A 17,770-nucleotide genomic window follows, 5' to 3' on the forward strand; every position below is an offset into this window, starting at 1 on the left:
CCCATTCCGAACCCGGAAGCTAAGCCCTCCAGCGCCGATGGTACTGCACTCGACAGGGTGTGGGAGAGTAGGACACCGCCGAACATCCGTTACCGAAAGGGGACCCAATATACTGGGTCCCCTTTCGTGCTTTGTGTGAAAGGAATGACTGTGTCGGAGAGCGACGACGGACGTCGATCCTTCCGCGGAGGCGGTGCCTCTAATTCTGGACGAGGCGGTGCTTCCGGTGCGGACCGAGGCAGTGCCTCAGGGTCGAGCAGAGGTGGCCCGTCGGGTGGTCGTGGTGGATCGTTCGGCGGACCGCGAGGTGATTCTCGTGGCGGTGCCGGCAATGACCGGCGGGGTGGGCAGCGCCGTGGGGGCGAGGGCGGATTCACTCCGCGGGGTCGTGATGGTGACCGCCCGCAGCGGCAGGATGCCCGTCCCGACGAACCCGACCTGCCCGAAAATGTCGAGGCCGGTGAACTTGATCCGACTGTCCGGCGTGACCTGCTGAGCTTGGACAAGACGAACGCGAATACCGTTGCGCGGCATCTGGTGATGGCGGGCAAGTTGGTTGACGACGATCCCCGACTGGCCCTGGCGCATGCGCGTGCGGCGCGGCAGCGGGCCGGACGTATCGCCGTCGTTCGTGAGGCCGCGGGCATCACCGCGTACCACGCTGGTGAATGGGCAGAAGCGCTGTCCGAGCTGCGGGCCGCACGTCGGATGGCTGGCGGTCCCGGACTCCTCGCCGTGATGGCGGATTGCGAACGTGGACTGGGCCGACCAGAACGGGCGATCGAACTGGGTCGGAGCGATGAAGCAGCGGCTCTGTCTGGTGACGATGCCGCCGAGCTGCGCATCGTAGTTGCAGGTGCGCGCATGGACCTCGGGCAGTTCGATCAGGCCGTGGTCACGTTGCAGACGCCGGACCTCGACGCTTCCCGTACCGGTCCGGGCGCTGCGCGTCTCTTCTATGCGTATGCCGACGCCCTGGTGGCCGCCGGCCGTATCGAGGACGGACTGAAGTGGTTCCTCAATTCGGCTGCGGCGGACCTCGAAGGTGATACCGACGCAGAGGAGCGTGTGGCCGAGCTGACCGGAGACGATCAGTGACGGTGGAGCACGGTGTGGCGTCGTCGCTGCGTGAGGGATATGACGCTCTGCTACTCGACCTGGACGGCACCCTGTATCAGGGTCCGCTGGCAATTCCCGGTGCCCGGGCCGCGCTGGCGTCGGGAACGCAAGCCCTCTATTACGTGACCAACAATGCGAGTCGTAGCCCAGGTGAGGTCGCCGCACACCTGACCGAGCTCGGTTTCGACGCCTCGGAGTCGAGGGTGGTCACGAGTTCGCAATCCGCAGCTCGACTCCTCGCTGAGAAGATCGAACCCGGTGCTGCAGTGCTGGTGGTCGGGACGGAAGCCCTGGCGGATGAAGTGGCGCGGGTCCGCTTGCGCCCGGTGCGGTTGTTCGCGGATTCGCCCGTCGCGGTGGTGCAGGGCCATTCTCCGACAACCGACTGGGCGATTCTTGCGGAGGCGACTCTCGCCATCCGGTCGGGAGCTCTCTGGGTAGCGGCCAATGTCGATTCCACGCTCCCTACCGAGCGTGGGCTGGTGCTGGGCAACGGATCTATGGTGGCCGCTCTGCGCACCGCAACGTCCTGCGTACCTTTGGTTGCCGGTAAACCGGCAGCGCCTTTGATGGAAGACGCGATACGCCGTAGTGGGAGTTCGCGCCCTCTGGTTGTGGGCGACAGACTCGACACCGACATCGAGGGCGCCAACGCGGTGGGTCTCGAATCCCTGTTGGTGCTCACCGGGGTCAGCACTGCCATCGACGTCCTTCGGGCAACCGAGGAACAACGCCCGACCTTCATCGCGTCCGAACTGGATGCCCTCAACCGGCCTGCTGACGAATCGCGGGTCGGCGAGGACCGCCGGTTCTCCGTCGAGTTCGATGGCACTGATCTGGTGATCGAACCGAAAGGCGAATCGATCGGCACTGCCGATTCGGTGACGCTGCTCCGGCACGTGGCTGTGTCAGCATGGAAGTACCCGGAGTTCGGCCGCGTCACGTCCACTCACCCGGCAGTCAGCGCGCTCGTGTCCGATTGGGGTGCTTGACCGCGCAACTCGAGTGCCCGCAGATCCTTTGTGTCCGCGGCGCGGTTCGCTGTATGCGTATCCGAAGGGGATCGACTAGCGTTGTGCCCGATGAGCACGCCAATACCGCGCCCGGGAGCCCATCTACCTGGGCCAACGCCGAGTGTCGACCCCGAGAAGATTTCCGCGGAGGTGGACGGATTGCTGACGCGGCTGCACGCCGTCGAACCAGATCCCGAGGACCCACACGGAGTCGGTGTCATTCCGAAGAAAGCGCATCTGCTCGAGAAGGCCCACGACGTTCTGGTGGAAGCGCTGGCCGCCGTGGACAAGATCTGAGGTGGCCCGACGCGCGCGGGTGGATGCCGAACTCGTTCGGCGTGGACTGGCCCGGTCCCGTGAACACGCCCAGGAACTCATAACATCCGGCAGAGTGCTGATCTCCGGAGTAGCTGCGACCAAACCCGCTACCGCCGTCGAAGCGGGAACACCGCTACGGGTGGTCGAGGTGGACAACGAGGTGTCCTGGGCTTCGCGGGGCGCCCACAAGTTGCTCGGAGCTCTCGAAGCGTTCGGACCCGGCGGGCTCTCGGTGGACGGAAAGCGGTGTCTCGACGCCGGCGCCTCGACGGGGGGTTTCACGGATGTACTTCTCCACCACGGCGCCCGGGAGGTGGTCGCGGTGGATGTCGGATACGGCCAGTTGGTGTGGCGGTTGCAGTCGGACGATCGGGTTCGTGTGGTCGACCGCACCAACGTGCGTGCTATCGACGCCGAGCGCATCGGCGGACCTGTCGATCTCGTGGTCGCCGACCTGTCGTTCATTTCCCTCGAACTCGTGCTGCCGGCCTTCGTCGCGTGTGTGACTGCCGGGGCAGATCTCGTTCCGATGGTGAAGCCGCAGTTCGAAGTCGGTAAAGATCATGTCGGGTCGGGCGGAGTTGTCCGTGACCCGGAACTGCGGGTGGCTGCCGTGCTCAGGGTGGCAAGGGCCGCGGAGTCCCTGGGGCTGCGTACGCTGGGAGCCGTCGCGAGCCCGTTGCCAGGTCCCTCCGGAAATGTCGAGTATTTCCTGTGGCTCCGTTCGGGTGCCACTGCGGTGCCGGAACCGGGTGTCGTACCCGGGGTTGATGATGAACCGGTCGACTCGATCGAAGAGTTGATCCGCACCGCGGTGCAGGAAGGACCACAGTGAGCGGGGGAAGCAGCGGCACGGCACGCGAGATTCTGCTGGTGGCGCACCCGGGCCGGGCCGAAATCACTGAGACGGCACGGCGCGTCGGTGAGATCTTCAAGAGCGCTGGAATCGGACTGCGCGTCCTCGTCGACGAGGTCGACAACACGCGCATCGAACCAATGGACGGCATGGCGCCCGACGAGTTCCTCGTGCCGGGATTCGAGGTGACGATCGTCCAGGCCGGTCCGCACGCCGCCCTCGGCTGCGAAATGGTGCTGGTCCTCGGAGGAGATGGGACTTTCCTTCGCGCCGCGGAACTTGCTCAGGCCGCGTCCATTCCGGTGCTGGGTATCAACCTCGGGCGCATCGGCTTCCTCGCCGAAACGGAGGCCGAACATCTGGACGAGGCACTCGGTCAGGTGGTGCGCCGCGAATACCGGGTGGAACAGCGCATGACGCTGGACGTCGTCGTCCGGGTGGACGACGAGATCATCGAGCGGGGCTGGGCGCTCAACGAAGCGAGCATCGAGAACCGGTCCCGGCTCGGTGTTCTCGAAGTAGTGCTCGAAGTCGACGGCCGCCCCGTGTCGGCGTTCGGATGCGACGGAGTGCTCATCTCGACACCGACCGGGTCGACGGCCTACGCCTTCTCCGCCGGCGGTCCCGTCGTGTGGCCCGAACTCGAAGCCCTGCTGGTTGTTCCGAGCAATGCCCACGCACTCTTCGCGCGGCCGCTCGTCACCAGCCCGGAGTCGATCATTGCTGTCGAGACGGTGGCCGGTAGTCATGATGGCTTGGTGTTCTGTGATGGCAGGAGAACTCTCGAACTTCCTGCGGGTGCGCGGGTGGAGGTGGTGCGCGGTAAGGAAGCCGTTCGCTGGGTGCGACTCGACTCGGCTCCCTTCGCCGATCGCATGGTGCGAAAGTTCGAGCTGCCCGTCACCGGGTGGCGAGGAAGGAAACCCTAGACGTGCTGGCAGAGATCAGGATCGACAACCTCGGTGTGATCTCCGAGGCGTCCGCGCAGTTCCACGAAGGCTTGACAGTACTCACCGGTGAGACAGGCGCCGGAAAGACGATGGTGGTGACCAGCCTCCATCTCCTCAGCGGTGCCCGGGCAGACGCGGGCCGGGTGCGTCTCGGGGCGCCGCGAGCCGTCGTCGAAGGTCGTTTCGTGACGGACGAGAATACCGAACGCGTCGAGCGGGCCGTCACCGAGTTGCTCGAGTCGACCGGCGCCGAGCGGGACGAAGACGGCACCATCATCGCCGTGCGGACGGTCAGCAGCGACGGCCGCTCGCGCGCGCACCTCGGCGGCCGCAGTGTCCCCGCAGGAGTGCTGTCCGACTTCACCGACCCGCTACTGACCGTGCACGGGCAGAACGACCAACTGCGGCTGTTACGACCCGACCAGCAGCGTGCTGCGCTCGACCGATTCGCGGAGAAAACCGTCGGCCCTCTGCTGGCGCGGTACCGCAAGCACCGCGACGAGTGGCTGACCGCACGATCGGAGTTGATCGAGCGAACCGGCCGCACGCGCGAACTCGCGCAGGAGGCCGATCAGCTGACGTTTGCCCTCAACGAAATCGACGGCATCGCACCCACCCCGGGGGAGGACGAGTCGATCGTCGCGGAGGTGCGCAGGCTCAGCGAACTCGACTCCTTGCGGTCGGCAGCGCAGGAGGCGCAGACCGCACTTGCCGGCGGTGACGAGATGGACGGTGACGGCGTGTCGCCGCCCGCCCTCGACTTGTTGTCCGAAGCCCGCGCCCGTATCGAGTCCGCCACTGATCCGGAGCTCGACGGGCTGGGTTCGCGTCTTGCGGATGCCATCGCCGTGGTCACGGACGTGTCGGCCGACCTCACCACCTACCTGGCCGGACTGCCCGCGGACCCCGGCGCTCTCGATTCGCTGTTGTCGAGGCAGGCGGAGCTCAAGAACCTCACGCGCAAGTACGCTGCGGACGTCGACGGCGTGCTGGAGTGGGCCGAGAACGCGCGGGCGCGGCTCGAGAAGATCGATGTGTCGTCCGATGCGCTGGCCGCGCTGACGAAGCAGGTGGAGGAGTCGGCGGCGGCGACTGCGGAGGCGGCATCGAAACTCACCGCCGCCCGTGTCAAGGCTGCGGCCAAGCTCGCCAAAGCAGTGAGTTCGGAGCTGTCCGGTCTCGCGATGGGCCGCGCAGCTCTCGACGTGTCGGTACGCGCACGTGCGGCGGGCCCTCAGGACACCGCTCCGCTCACCGTCGAGGGCGCACAGGTGCATGCCGGGTCCTCGGGTGTCGACGAAGTCGAATTCAGGTTGTCGGCCCATAGTGGTGCACAGTCGCTGCCGATCAGCAAGAGCGCCTCGGGCGGTGAACTTTCGCGGGTGATGCTTGCACTCGAGGTGGTGCTTGCCGGATCCGATTCGGGGGCGACCATGGTGTTCGACGAGGTCGACGCAGGGGTTGGCGGTCGCGCTGCAGTCGAGATCGGCAAGCGACTGGCCCGGCTGGCGAGAACCCACCAGGTGATCGTCGTGACCCACCTGCCGCAGGTGGCGGCATTCGCTAATACCCATCTAGTGGTCGACAAGGTCGACGACGCCGACGGAGTCGTCAGTAGCGGGGTGCGCACCCTCACCGATGACGAGCGGGTCGTGGAACTGGCCAGGATGCTCGCCGGTCTCGACGACACCGAAACCGGTCGTGCACACGCTGAGGAACTGCTGGCCACGGCAAAAGCGGAACGCGCTGTCTGAGCGAAAACTGTTGATGATGGTGGGACCGATGTGGTAGCTGGTTCGGCGCGCCTCCACAGGTGGGCTGTGCATCCGCGTCATCATCGAAGCCATGAAGATGCCGGCACTGCTGTCACGTAACACCGAAACTTTGCCTGGGGTCAGCGGCATCGCCAGGGTGGACCGCAACACAGCCAAGCTGCTGAGGCGTGTCGGGCCAGGTGACGTCGTCGTTCTCGATGAACTCGACCTCGATCGCGGTACCGCGGACGCCTTGGTCAAGGCCGGCGTTCTCGCAGTGGTCAACGCGTCTCCGTCGATTTCGGGGCGCTATCCGAATCTGGGACCGGAGGTGATCGTCGCCAACGGGATCCTCCTGATCGATTCCGCGGGAACCGAGGTTTTCAAGAGCATCAAGGACGGAAGCAAGGTCCGGATCGACGGCGGCTGCGTTTATTCGGGGGAGCGGCGCATCGCCAAGGGCGACGAGCAGACCGAGGCCGAAATCTCCGATCGGATGATCGAGGCGAAGACGGGACTGGTCGATCACCTGGAAGCGTTCTCCGGCAACACGATCGAGTTCATCCGCACCGAAAGTCCGCTTCTCATCGACGGGGTGGGAGTGCCGGATGTCGACGTCGACATGAAGGATCGGCACGTGGTGATCGTGTCCGACGGACCGGATCACGCGTCGGATCTGAAAAATCTCAAACCGTTCATCAAGGAATACTCGCCGATCCTCATCGGGGTGGGGGCAGGCGCCGACGTTCTCAGATCTGCCGGCTACCGGCCCGACCTCATCGTCGGTGACCCGGAGGACATCACCAGCGCGACGCTGAAGTCGGGCGCCGAGGTGGTGCTGCCGGCAGACCAGGACGGGCATGCCTCGGGCTTGTCGCGTATCCAGGACCTGGGCATCGGGGCGATGACGTTCCCGGCTTCCGGGTCTCCGTCGGACCTGGCACTGCTCCTTGCCGATCACCACGGTGCCTCGTTGATCGTGACCGTGGGCAATACGGTCTCTCTCGACGAGTTCTTCGACCGCGGCCGCCGCGACAGCAATCCGTCGGCGTTCATGACCCGGTTGAAAGTTGGACCCAAGCTGGTGGACGCCAAGGCCGTGGCGACCCTTTACCGCAGCAGGGTGTCGGGAGGCGCCATCGCTCTGCTCGTACTGGCCGCTCTGGTTGCGGTGATCGTGGCCCTCGTGGTGTCGAATGTCGGTGGTGAAGCTCTGGACTGGGCTATCGCGACCTGGAATAGCTTTGCGCTGTGGGTGCAGGGGTTCTTCAAGTGATTTCTTTGCGTCAACATGCCATTTCGATCGCAGCGATCTTCCTGGCGCTGGCAATCGGGGTGGTGCTGGGATCCGGCCTGCTGTCGAGCGGTCTGGTGTCCGGTCTCCGCGATGACAAGGTTGATTTGCAGAACGACATCGAAAAAGCGAACGAACGCAACAACCAGCTGACCGAGCAGCTGAATTCGGCCGATGGTTTCGACTCGGCGGTGGCCGGCCGGGTGGTGGCCGACGCCCTTGGGGGGCGAACTGTCGTCGTGGTGACCACGCCCGACGCCGACCCTGCCGACCTCGACGGGGTGAACCGGATGATCGGGGCGGCCGGTGGCAGCGTCACGGGACGGGTGTCGCTGACGGACTCGTTCGTCGACGCTACTGGTGGTGACCGGCTGCGCACGGTCGTCAACAATGTCATCCCCGCCGGTGTCACCTTGAAGACGGGTGCCGTGGATCAGGGCAGCCTGGCGGGTGACCTCCTGGGCTCGGTGGTTCTGCTCGGCAAGGAGACCGGTCAGCCGCAGAGTTCACCGCAGGAGAGGGCGCTCGCTCTGGAAACGTTGCGAGGTGCGGGTTTCATCACCTACGACGACGGTGGGGTCGAGCCCGCCCAGCTCGCGGTGGTGCTCACGGGGGACCGTGACGTGGAGGACGGCGCCAGCGGTAACCGGGGCGCGGTGGTTGCCCGGTTCGCGGGAGCGTTGGACTCGCGTGGCGGTGGAACCGTCCTCGCCGGTCGTCCGGCTTCAGCGCAGGGAAACGGTGCGGTCGCCGTTGCCCGTGCCGATGCCGCACTGTCGGCGGCGCTCACGACGATCGACAACATCGACCGCGAGGCAGGGAAGATTACCGTTCCGCTGTCGTTGCAGGAACAGCTCGGCGGCGGCGCCGGCCGGTATGGGACCGGACCGGGAACCACCGGAGTCACGGTCGGGGCGACGCCCGCGTAGTGCACGTCACACCATGGGGGAGTGCAATCTCGGCGCGTTGTTTCCCGCAGGTCTGCGGAGGTGTTACCGTGAAGTCCCGTGGGTCGGCAGGCCCCAGCATTGCTCGAACAGACCAAGCCCTGCACAGTCGTCACGGGAGCCCCTTTGCCACAGTCACGCACTTCTTCGCGTACCGCCACCAAGCACATCTTCGTCAGCGGCGGCGTCGCCTCCTCGCTCGGCAAGGGCCTCACAGCCTCGAGTCTGGGACAATTGCTGACCGCGCGAGGGATGCGCGTGACCATGCAGAAACTGGATCCGTACCTCAACGTCGATCCGGGAACGATGAATCCCTTCCAGCACGGTGAAGTGTTCGTGACGGAAGACGGCGCCGAAACCGACCTCGATGTCGGCCACTACGAGCGCTTCCTCGATCGCGACCTTTCCGGTCAGGCGAATGTGACCACGGGGCAGGTGTATTCGACGGTCATCGCCAAGGAACGGCGGGGGGAGTATCTCGGGGACACCGTCCAGGTCATTCCGCACATCACGGACGAAATCAAGAGCCGCATCCTCGCCATGAGTGGGCCGGACCTGCAGGGTCAGCGTCCCGATGTGGTGATCACCGAGATCGGCGGCACCGTCGGCGACATCGAGTCGCAGCCGTTCCTCGAGGCGGCCCGTCAGGTGCGACACGACGTCGGCCGCGACAATGTCTTCTTCCTCCACGTCTCTCTGGTTCCGTACCTGGCGCCGTCGGGTGAGCTGAAGACGAAACCCACACAGCACTCGGTTGCCGCGCTGCGGAACATCGGTATCCAGCCCGACGCGCTGATCCTGCGCTGCGACCGTGAGGTCCCGCCGGCGCTGAAGAACAAGATCGCGCTGATGTGCGACGTCGACGTCGACGGATGTATCTCGACACCCGATGCGCCGTCGATCTACGACATTCCGAAGGTTCTCCACAGCGAGGGTCTCGACGCATACGTCGTGCGTCAGCTGGGACTACCGTTCCGGGACGTGGACTGGACGGTCTGGGGAAATCTTCTCGAGCGCGTCCACCAGCCGCGCGAGACGGTGCGGATCGCGCTCGTCGGCAAGTACGTCGACCTTCCCGACGCGTACCTGTCGGTCACCGAGGCACTGCGAGCCGGAGGCTTCGCTCACCGATCCAAGGTGGAGATCTCCTGGGTTCCCTCGGACGCCTGTGAGACCGAAGCCGGAGCGCAGGCAGCGCTGGGGGATGTGGACGGGGTGCTGATTCCCGGCGGTTTCGGGATCCGCGGCATCGAGGGCAAGCTCGGCGCCATCCGGTATGCGCGCCACCGCAAGATCCCACTGCTCGGCCTGTGCCTCGGCTTGCAATGCGTCGTGATCGAGGCCGCCCGCAGCGTGGGGCTCGAGGATGCCAACTCTGCGGAGTTCGAGCCCGAGACGACGCACCCGGTCATCTCCACGATGGCCGATCAGGAAGACGTCGTGGCCGGCGAAGCCGACCTCGGTGGAACGATGCGCCTCGGCGCCTATCCCGCCGTGCTGGCCAAGGGGTCGGTCGTTGCGCGGGCGTACGGCAGCGAGCAGGTTTCCGAGCGTCATCGGCACCGCTACGAGGTCAACAATGCCTACCGCGACCGCATCGCCAAGAGCGGACTTCTCTTCAGTGGGACCTCGCCGGACGGGCACCTCGTCGAGTTCGTCGAGTACCCAGCGAAGCAGCATCCGTTCTTCGTCGCAACGCAGGCCCACCCGGAGCTCAAGAGCCGTCCGACTCGTCCGCATCCCTTGTTCGCGGCATTCGTCGCAGCGGCGTTGACGTACAAGCTCGAAGAACGCCTTCCCGTCGACGTCCACGGTGAGGAGCGGACGGTCGAGGTCGCCGTGGCGGACGAGGTGGCTGCCGCCACGGACCGGGCGTCGATCGACAGTGCCGGATAAGTAGAGCCGGCGCATGACCGACACCGATCGGCACGAATTCGACATTCTCGACTCGCGCGTCGTCTACAGCGGGGCCATCCTGGCATTGCGTCTGGACGAGGTGGCGATGCCGAATGGGCGGACAGCCGAACGAGAGGTCGTCGAGCATCACGGCGCAGTTGCCGTCGTGGTGCTCGACGACGAGAACCGGCTCGTCCTCATCCACCAGTACCGGCACCCGGTGGGCCGCCGGCTGTGGGAGATTCCGGCGGGCCTCCTCGACGAACCGGACGAGGACCCGCTCGAGGCTGCGAAGCGGGAGCTGGCCGAGGAAACAGGACTCGCGGCGAAACAGTGGGCTGTCCTCGTGGATGTGGCTGTCTCGCCCGGCTTCACCGACGAGTCGGTGCGGGTGTTTCTCGCGGAGGACCTTTACACCGTCCACCGGCCCGAACCGGAGCACGAAGAGGCGGACCTCGAGATAGAGCGGTTCCCGCTCGACGAGGCGGTGGCGATGGTCCTGCGCGGTGAGATCGTCAACGCCACCGCGGTTTCCGGGATCATGTCGTTGGCCGCAATCAAGTCGCGACCCGACACGCCACTACGCGACCGGGATGCACCGTGGGTCGATCGTCCGGCGAAGTTCAGTGAGAGTAAACGCTCACGTGCCGGGGTCGAAGCCGCGGGAGAATGATCCGGTGATCCCGCGGCAGGTCGAAACCTACATCGATCACCTGGCAGTCGAACGCGGTGCTGCCCGCAACACCATCTCGTCGTATCGGCGTGACCTGTCGCGGTACACACAATTCCTCGCCGATCGAGGGATCACGGACATCGGACGGGTCCGCGAGCAGGATGTCAGTGAATTCGTCGTCGCGCTGCGCAGCGGTGACCCCGAGCGCGGCCTGCCGGCGCTGGCCGCGAGTTCGGCCGCCCGCGCGTTGATCGCGGTGCGCGGGTTTCACCGCTTTGCCACCGCTGAGGGGATGGCGGCGGTGGACGTGGCTCGGGTAGTCCGACCACCCTCGCCGGCCACCCGGCTTCCCAAATCATTGCCCGTCCGCGAGGTGCTGTCGCTACTCGAGGCCGTCGGCGGCGCAGGGCCCGCCGACGGGCCCAGAGCGGTGCGCGACCGCGCTCTTCTCGAGTTGCTGTACTCCACGGGGGCCCGCATCTCCGAAGCGGTCGGCCTCGATGTAGACGACATCGACACCGAGAACCGCTCCGTCCTGCTCCGGGGCAAGGGCGGAAAGCATCGGGTCGTCCCCGTGGGCAGGCCCGCGGTAGAAGCCCTCGACGCCTACCTCGTCCGCGGCCGGCCGGCGCTGATGTCGCGGGGCACGCCCGCGCTCTTCCTCAATGTCCGCGGTGGTCGACTATCACGGCAGAGCGCTTGGAAGGTGTTGCAGACTGCGGCGGAGGCTGCCGGGATCACGGTAGCGGTCTCGCCGCACACGCTGCGGCACTCGTTTGCCACTCACCTTTTGGACGGGGGCGCCGATGTGCGCGTCGTCCAAGAGTTGCTCGGACACGCCTCCGTCACGACGACGCAGATATATACCCTGGTCACGGTGGGTTCGCTGCGCGAAGTGTGGGCACACGCCCACCCTCGGGCGCGGTAGGCGAACGCGTGTCGAGGGGAATATTCATGGTACGAAGCGGTAGCGTTCGTATAACGATGTGTGATCGACAGCGAGCATCGAGAGAACAGGGGATCATCGGACCGTGATGACACCGCAGCCGCCAGCAGCGGAGTCAGGGCACTCGCAATCGGAGGGCGACATGTTCGACATGCGACAGACCGACCCCGCAGCCCTGTTCGACGACACCGTCGTCGAATCGGGTGAGCTCGGCCCCACCGGGAGACCGACCCGTGCCGTGCCGGAACCTGCGCCGCTGCCATCCCACGGTCCCGCGAGGATCGTCGCGATGTGCAACCAGAAAGGCGGAGTCGGGAAGACGACGTCCACGATCAACCTGGGGGCGTCCCTCGCCGAGTACGGCCGTCGGGTCCTGCTCGTCGATCTCGACCCGCAGGGCGCGCTGTCTGCCGGCCTGGGGGTCGCGCACCACGACCTCGACCTCACCGTGCACAACCTGCTCGTCGAACCCCGCGTGTCGATCGACGATGTGCTGATGCGGACACGCGTCGAAAATCTCGACCTGTTACCGAGCAACATCGACCTTTCCGCCGCGGAGATTCAGCTCGTCACCGAGGTCGGACGGGAACAAACCCTGGGCCGGGTGCTGCATCCCGTGCTGGACCGGTACGACTACGTCCTCATCGATTGCCAGCCGTCCCTCGGCCTGCTCACCGTCAACGCTCTCGCCTGCGCGGACTCGGTGATCATCCCCATGGAATGCGAATACTTCAGCCTGCGTGGACTGGCGCTGCTCAACGACACCGTCGAAAAGGTGCACGACCGACTGAACCCGAAGCTCGAACTCGCCGGGATCGTGGTGACCATGTTCGACGCCCGCACGCTCCACGCCCGCGAGGTGATGGCCAGGGTGGTCGAGGTGTTCGGCGAGGTGGTGTATGACACGGTGATCAACCGGACCGTGCGATTCCCGGAAACCTCTGTGGCCGGTGAGCCGATCACCACCTGGGCGCCGAAGTCGCCCGGTGCCGAGGCGTACCGCGCGTTGGCCCGTGAGGTCATCCACCGTTCCGGCCGGTAAGTGGTGAACACCCAGGACGTCGTGGCTCCATCGCATACCGAGAATCCCGGCGCGGCATCGGTGCCGGCCGAGTCGAACGATCAGCAGGCCTCCGCCGTCAAGGCCGGCTTCCGGGTGACCCTGCGGAACTTCGAGGGACCGTTCGACCTGCTGCTCACCCTCATCAACCAGCGTGAGCTCGACGTAACGGAAGTCGCGCTCCATCAGGTGACCGACGACTTCATCGTTTACACCCGCGAACTCGGTGCGGAGATGGGCCTCGACCAGACCACCGAGTTCCTGGTGGTCGCCGCAACACTCCTCGACCTCAAGGCGGCGCGACTCCTTCCTGCCGGACAGGTGGAGGACGCCGAGGATCTGGCCCTGCTGGAGGCCCGTGACCTGCTGTTTGCCCGACTGCTCCAATATCGCGCGTACAAGCAGGCGGCCCAGCTGTTCGGCGAACTCGAAGCCGCGGCCCTTCGGCGATATCCGCGATCGGTCGCGCTGGAAGACCAGTTCACAAGCCTGCTCCCCGAGGTGTTGCTCGGTGTCGACCCGCAGCGGTTCGCCGAGATCGCCGCTACCGTGTTCACCCCCCGCCCGACCCCGACCGTGGGACTCGACCACCTGCACGACATGCATGCGGTGTCGGTGCCGGAGCAGGCCGCCCGGATACTGGAACTGCTTCGCGGACGTGGCGCGAATCAATGGGCGAGCTTCGGTGAACTGGTGTCGGAATGTGAGGTAGCAGTCGAGATCGTGGCACGATTTCTCGCGCTGCTCGAGCTGTACCGCGAGCAGTCGGTGCTGTTCGAGCAACCCGAGCCTCTCGGTGAATTGTTGGTGAGCTGGACCGGGGGCGACGTCCGTCTCCCGGTGACCGAGGAGGATTACGGATGAGCTCGGCCCCGCACGACGAGCCCCACCAGCCCCATGCCTCCGGCGGTGACGACGAGCCGGCTTCGCTCGGCTGTGACGACGAGCCGGCTTCGCTCGGCTGTGACGACGAGCCGGCTTCGCTCGGCTGTGACGACGAGCCGGCTTCGCTCGGCGGTGACGACGAACTGTCGGACGCCGAGCTCGAGGCCGTTCTGGAGTCGCTGCTGTTGATCGTCGATTCGCCTGCCGGGGTCGATCTGCTGTCCTCCGTGACCGGGGCTTCTGTGAAACGCATCACCGAGACCCTCAACCGGATGTCCGCCGAGCTCACGGCCCGCAGTAGTGGCATGGACCTCCGATATGCCGGTGACGGTTGGCGTCTCTACACCCGCACCGTCTACGCGCCCTACGTGGAGCGCCTGCTGCTGGACGGGGCACGCTCCAAGCTGACGAGGGCTGCTTTGGAGACTCTTGCTGTCGTGGCATACCGTCAACCGTTGACCCGCGCACGGATCAGTGCGGTGCGCGGCGTCAACGTGGATGGTGTGGTGCGCACGCTTCTCGCTCGTGGATTGATCGCCGAAGCCGGGGTCGATCCCGATACCAACGCCACGCAGTACTCGACGACGGAGCTCTTTCTGGAACGGCTCGGCTTGGCCTCTCTCGCCGATCTGCCCGCCCTGGCCCCGTTGCTGCCGGACGTGGACCTGATAGACGACATCAGCGACAGTCTGGAATCTGACCCACGATTTGCGAGAATGAATAAAGCTACGGCGTCCACGGACAAGATGGGCACCGGGCTCGACACCGAAGACTGACAGGGATCGTAGAAAAAAGTGAAGAAACCCGCTCGCCGAGATGGCACACCGGATCGCAACAACAACAAGCATCGCACCGACAAGACGGAGACCGGCCACAGGTCGGGCCGGTCGGACACGGGCCAGCGTCCAGGTCGGCCGGAGGCCGCAAAGACCCGAACAGGTCGGCCGGAGGCCGCGAAGACCCGAACAGGTCGGCCGGACGCCGCGAAGGGCCGCTCAGGTAGGCCGGACGCCGCGAAGACTCGAACCGGCAGGCCGGAAGCCCCGGTCGCCACGAACAAGCGAGGCAAGCCGAAATCGGCCAAGCCCCAGCGTGCGCAAACTCAGGCCCCCAAGGTCAGCAATGCCAAGCCCGCCCGGCACCAGCATGCAGACGCCGAAAGGCCCGTCGGGCCCCCACAGGGCGACGGTGTGCGGCTGCAGAAGGTGCTCGCCCAGGCCGGAGTCGCGTCACGTCGCGCCGCCGAGGAACTGATCTCCCGGGGGCGGGTCGAGGTCGACGGTCGCATCGTGATCGAGCAGGGATTGCGGATCGACCCCGAAAACGCTGTCGTTCGCGTGGACGGGGTACGCGTCGTCGTCCAGAAGGATCTGGTCCATCTCGCGCTGAACAAGCCTCGCGGCTGGCAGTCGACCATGTCCGACGACCTCGGTCGTCCGTGCGTGGGTGACATCGTCTCCGAAAGGGTCGCGGCCGGTCAGCGGCTGTTCCACGTGGGCCGCCTCGACGCCGACACCGAGGGTCTGCTGCTGCTGACCAACGACGGCGATCTGGCCCATCGGCTCATGCACCCGTCGTTCGAGGTGTCGAAGACCTATCTGGCGACCGTGTCCGGTGCACTCGAGCGCGGTGTCGGGAAGAAGCTCAAAGAGGGCGTCGAACTCGACGACGGGCCGGCGAAAGTCGACACCTTCACCCTCCTCGACATCAACGAGGGCAAGTCTTTGGTTCGGGTCACGCTGCATGAAGGCCGCAAGCACATCGTGCGCCGACTGTTCGACGCAGTCGGGCACCCGGTGATCCGGCTCGTCCGGACGGACATCGGTCCCGTGGCCCTGGGTGAACAGCGCCCGGGAACGCTGCGAGTCCTCGGCCGCGGCGAGGTCGGCGGCCTGTACGGGGCGGTGGGTCTGTGAGCGCCGCCTCGCTTGTCGTCGCCATGGACGGACCGTCCGGAACCGGCAAGTCGAGTGTGTCTCGGCAGCTGGCGCAGGAGCTCGGAGCCCGCTACCTCGACACCGGTGCCATGTACCGGATCGCTACCTTGCATGTACTTCGCAAGGGAGTGGACCTCGGGGATCCCGACGCGATTGCCGACGCCACCGCCGGTCTGCCCTGGTCGATCGGCACCGACCCCACCCGTGAGCAGGTCCTGCTCGACGGTGAGGACGTCGCCCAGGAGATTCGAGGTGACGCGGTCACCAAAGCTGTCTCTGCCGTCTCCGCCGTCCCTGCCGTTCGCGCTCGCCTCGTCGAGGCGCAGCGTCGTCTGACAGCGGAGGCGGACCGGATCGTCGTGGAAGGGCGGGACATCGGGACGGTCGTCCTGCCCGACGCCGACGTAAAGATTTTTCTCACCGCTTCGTCGGCCGCCCGCGCTCAGCGCAGGAACGCGCAGAATCTCGCGGAGGGGCGAGGTGACGATTACGCCGCGGTCCTCGCCGACGTCGAGCGTCGCGACCACCTCGACTCCACACGCGCCGTGTCGCCGCTGCGGCCGGCAGAAGATTCTGTGCTGGTCGACACCAGCGAACTCGGAATCGACGACGTGATCGGCAGGTTGCTGCTGGTGGTAAGCGAGAGAACTGGAGCAGTGCAGTGACCGAACAATTCACAACTGAATTCGCGGGCGACGGAACGTGGAGCGAAGAGTCCGACTGGGAAGTCGTCGATCTGGAGGACGGAACCGACGGCGAAGCCCATATTCCCGTACCCACCGTTGCGGTGGTAGGCCGTCCGAATGTGGGTAAATCCACGCTGGTCAACCGCATCATTGGTCGTCGTGAGGCGGTCGTCGAGGACATTCCGGGTGTCACCCGCGACCGCGTTTCCTATGAGGCCAACTGGAGCGGTCGCCGATTCCTGGTACAGGACACCGGTGGTTGGGAGCCCGACGCGAAGGGTCTCCAGCAGTCCGTGGCGCGGCAGGCGGAACTGGCGATGCAGACCGCGGATGCGATTCTCCTCGTGGTCGACGCCGTTGTCGGCGCTACCGCCACCGATGAGGCCGTCGCCAAGGTCCTGCGCCGCTCCAAAACTCCAGTCTTGCTGGTAGCTAACAAGGTTGACGACGGGCGCACCGAATCCGAGGTTGCGGCACTGTGGTCGCTGGGTCTCGGGCAACCGCACTCGGTGAGTGCGACACACGGCCGCGGTACCGGCGACCTCCTGGACGAGGTTCTGGCCGCGCTGCCCGAAACCCCTCGCGAAGGTATTCCGGGTGGCGGTCCGAGGCGTGTCGCTCTGGTGGGGAAACCGAACGTCGGCAAGTCGAGTCTGCTGAACAAGCTGTCGGGTGACGAGCGTTCCGTCGTCCACAACGTCGCGGGCACTACCGTCGACCCGGTCGACTCGATCGTCGAGCTCGGTGGCCGGCCGTGGCGGTTCGTCGACACGGCAGGCTTGCGTAAGCGCGTCAGTCACGCCAGCGGCGCCGAGTTCTACGCCTCCCTTCGCACGAAGAGTGCCATCGAGGCCGCCGAGGTCGCGATTCTGCTCATCGATGCGTCAGAGCCGATCTCGGAGCAGGACCTGCGCGTGCTCAGCATGGTGGCCGATGCGGGTCGCGCGCTCGTGATCGCCTTCAACAAGTGGGATCTCGTCGACGAGGATCGCCGCCTCCAGCTCGATCGGGAAGTCGACCGGGACCTGGTCCGGGTGCCGTGGGCCCAGCGGGTCAACATCTCGGCGCACACGGGTCGGGCGGTACAGAAATTGGTACCCGCGCTGGACACGGCGCTCGAATCCTGGGACAAGCGCATTCCGACCGGCCGGCTCAACAACTGGCTGAAGGAAGTCGTGGCTGCCACTCCGCCGCCGATGCGTGGGGGACGTCTCCCACGGGTGATGTTCGCCACCCAGGCCGGAACGCGGCCGCCGACCTTCGTACTGTTCACCACCGGTTTCCTCGAGGCCGGGTACCGGCGATTCCTCGAGCGGCGCCTGCGTGAGGAGTTCAACTTCGACGGCAGCCCCGTCCGGATCTCGGTTCGTGTCCGGGAGAAGCGGGACCGACGCGGACGGTAGCTCGGAAGAATCGCCCTGACCAGGCGATTAGCG

17 protein-coding genes and 1 rRNA gene are annotated in these 17,770 nt (G+C 66.0%); all 18 read left to right on the forward strand.

Features of this window, described 5'->3' with window-relative positions; translation table 11 throughout:
- Window positions 1–84: ribosomal RNA gene (rrf, locus tag ACH49N_RS26325) — 5S ribosomal RNA — on the forward strand; the annotation flags it as partial.
- A 60-nt stretch (window positions 85–144) separates the two neighbouring features.
- Window positions 145–1,098 carry a hypothetical protein gene (locus tag ACH49N_RS26330; RefSeq protein ID WP_358275422.1) on the forward strand — a complete coding sequence of 318 codons (954 nt, stop codon included), beginning with the start codon at window positions 145–147 and terminating at the stop codon, window positions 1,096–1,098.
- Window positions 1,095–2,111, forward strand: a complete 1,017-nt coding sequence (locus ACH49N_RS26335; RefSeq protein ID WP_358275424.1) for an HAD-IIA family hydrolase — start codon at window positions 1,095–1,097, stop codon at window positions 2,109–2,111. Before ACH49N_RS26330 ends, ACH49N_RS26335 begins: the two co-directional genes overlap by 4 nt.
- Before the next feature lie 90 nt (window positions 2,112–2,201).
- Window positions 2,202–2,429 carry a hypothetical protein gene (locus ACH49N_RS26340; protein ID WP_159921909.1) on the forward strand — a complete coding sequence of 76 codons (228 nt, stop codon included), beginning with the start codon at window positions 2,202–2,204 and terminating at the stop codon, window positions 2,427–2,429.
- Between the two features lies 1 nt (window position 2,430).
- The gene (locus ACH49N_RS26345) at window positions 2,431–3,285 is read left to right on the forward strand and encodes a TlyA family RNA methyltransferase (protein ID WP_159921911.1); all 855 of its coding nucleotides are present in this window, start codon (window positions 2,431–2,433) and stop codon (window positions 3,283–3,285) included.
- Complete coding sequence (locus ACH49N_RS26350) at window positions 3,282–4,235, forward strand: NAD kinase (protein ID WP_109329442.1); 954 nt, start codon at window positions 3,282–3,284, stop codon at window positions 4,233–4,235. Before ACH49N_RS26345 ends, ACH49N_RS26350 begins: the two co-directional genes overlap by 4 nt.
- 2 nt (window positions 4,236–4,237) lie before the next feature.
- Entirely contained in the window at window positions 4,238–6,010 is a 1,773-nt protein-coding gene (gene recN, locus ACH49N_RS26355; protein WP_358275426.1) for a DNA repair protein RecN, read from the forward strand.
- Window positions 6,011–6,101: 91 nt separating this feature from the next.
- The gene (gene steA / locus ACH49N_RS26360; protein WP_109329446.1) at window positions 6,102–7,286 is read left to right on the forward strand and encodes a putative cytokinetic ring protein SteA; all 1,185 of its coding nucleotides are present in this window, start codon (window positions 6,102–6,104) and stop codon (window positions 7,284–7,286) included.
- On the forward strand, window positions 7,283–8,233 hold the full coding sequence (locus ACH49N_RS26365; RefSeq protein ID WP_159921917.1) for a copper transporter: 951 nt from the start codon (window positions 7,283–7,285) through the stop codon (window positions 8,231–8,233). Before steA ends, ACH49N_RS26365 begins: the two co-directional genes overlap by 4 nt.
- A 144-nt stretch (window positions 8,234–8,377) precedes the next feature.
- Window positions 8,378–10,147 carry a CTP synthase gene (locus tag ACH49N_RS26370; protein WP_208961752.1) on the forward strand — a complete coding sequence of 590 codons (1,770 nt, stop codon included), beginning with the start codon at window positions 8,378–8,380 and terminating at the stop codon, window positions 10,145–10,147.
- A gap of 13 nt (window positions 10,148–10,160) precedes the next feature.
- Window positions 10,161–10,820: an NUDIX hydrolase gene (locus ACH49N_RS26375; protein WP_358275429.1), complete on the forward strand. Its 660-nt coding sequence runs from the start codon at window positions 10,161–10,163 to the stop codon at window positions 10,818–10,820.
- A gap of 4 nt (window positions 10,821–10,824) precedes the next feature.
- The gene (gene xerD, locus ACH49N_RS26380; RefSeq protein WP_358275431.1) at window positions 10,825–11,748 is read left to right on the forward strand and encodes a site-specific tyrosine recombinase XerD; all 924 of its coding nucleotides are present in this window, start codon (window positions 10,825–10,827) and stop codon (window positions 11,746–11,748) included.
- A 160-nt stretch (window positions 11,749–11,908) separates the two neighbouring features.
- Complete coding sequence (locus ACH49N_RS26385; protein WP_236603454.1) at window positions 11,909–12,808, forward strand: ParA family protein; 900 nt, start codon at window positions 11,909–11,911, stop codon at window positions 12,806–12,808.
- Complete coding sequence (locus tag ACH49N_RS26390; RefSeq protein WP_159921925.1) at window positions 12,809–13,690, forward strand: segregation/condensation protein A; 882 nt, start codon at window positions 12,809–12,811, stop codon at window positions 13,688–13,690. It begins immediately after the preceding gene.
- Entirely contained in the window at window positions 13,687–14,487 is an 801-nt protein-coding gene (scpB, locus tag ACH49N_RS26395) for an SMC-Scp complex subunit ScpB (RefSeq protein ID WP_358275433.1), read from the forward strand. The genes ACH49N_RS26390 and scpB overlap by 4 nt, the downstream gene beginning before the upstream one ends.
- 18 nt (window positions 14,488–14,505) lie before the next feature.
- Entirely contained in the window at window positions 14,506–15,627 is a 1,122-nt protein-coding gene (locus ACH49N_RS26400) for a pseudouridine synthase (RefSeq protein ID WP_159921929.1), read from the forward strand.
- The gene (gene cmk, locus ACH49N_RS26405) at window positions 15,624–16,313 is read left to right on the forward strand and encodes a (d)CMP kinase (RefSeq protein ID WP_159921931.1); all 690 of its coding nucleotides are present in this window, start codon (window positions 15,624–15,626) and stop codon (window positions 16,311–16,313) included. Before ACH49N_RS26400 ends, cmk begins: the two co-directional genes overlap by 4 nt.
- Window positions 16,310–17,737, forward strand: coding sequence for a ribosome biogenesis GTPase Der (gene der / locus ACH49N_RS26410; RefSeq protein WP_109329462.1), 1,428 nt, complete (start codon window positions 16,310–16,312; stop codon window positions 17,735–17,737). The genes cmk and der overlap by 4 nt, the downstream gene beginning before the upstream one ends.
- Window positions 17,738–17,770: the final 33 nt, after the last annotated feature.

The organism is Rhodococcus sp. NPDC019647, from assembly GCF_044389235.1.
Lineage (GTDB): Bacteria > Actinomycetota > Actinomycetes > Mycobacteriales > Mycobacteriaceae > Rhodococcus_F > Rhodococcus_F oxybenzonivorans.

Excerpts from the sequence above, each read along its gene's own strand:
- ACH49N_RS26330 (WP_358275422.1), top strand. The coding sequence starts at position 145 with ATGACTGTGTCGGAGAGCGACGACGGACGTCGATCCTTCCGCGGAGGC.
- ACH49N_RS26340 (WP_159921909.1), top strand. The coding sequence starts at position 2,202 with ATGAGCACGCCAATACCGCGCCCGGGAGCCCATCTACCTGGGCCAACG.
- steA (WP_109329446.1), top strand. The coding sequence starts at position 6,102 with ATGAAGATGCCGGCACTGCTGTCACGTAACACCGAAACTTTGCCTGGG.
- ACH49N_RS26375 (WP_358275429.1), top strand. The coding sequence starts at position 10,161 with ATGACCGACACCGATCGGCACGAATTCGACATTCTCGACTCGCGCGTC.
- ACH49N_RS26385 (WP_236603454.1), top strand. The coding sequence starts at position 11,909 with ATGTTCGACATGCGACAGACCGACCCCGCAGCCCTGTTCGACGACACC.
- scpB (WP_358275433.1), top strand. The coding sequence starts at position 13,687 with ATGAGCTCGGCCCCGCACGACGAGCCCCACCAGCCCCATGCCTCCGGC.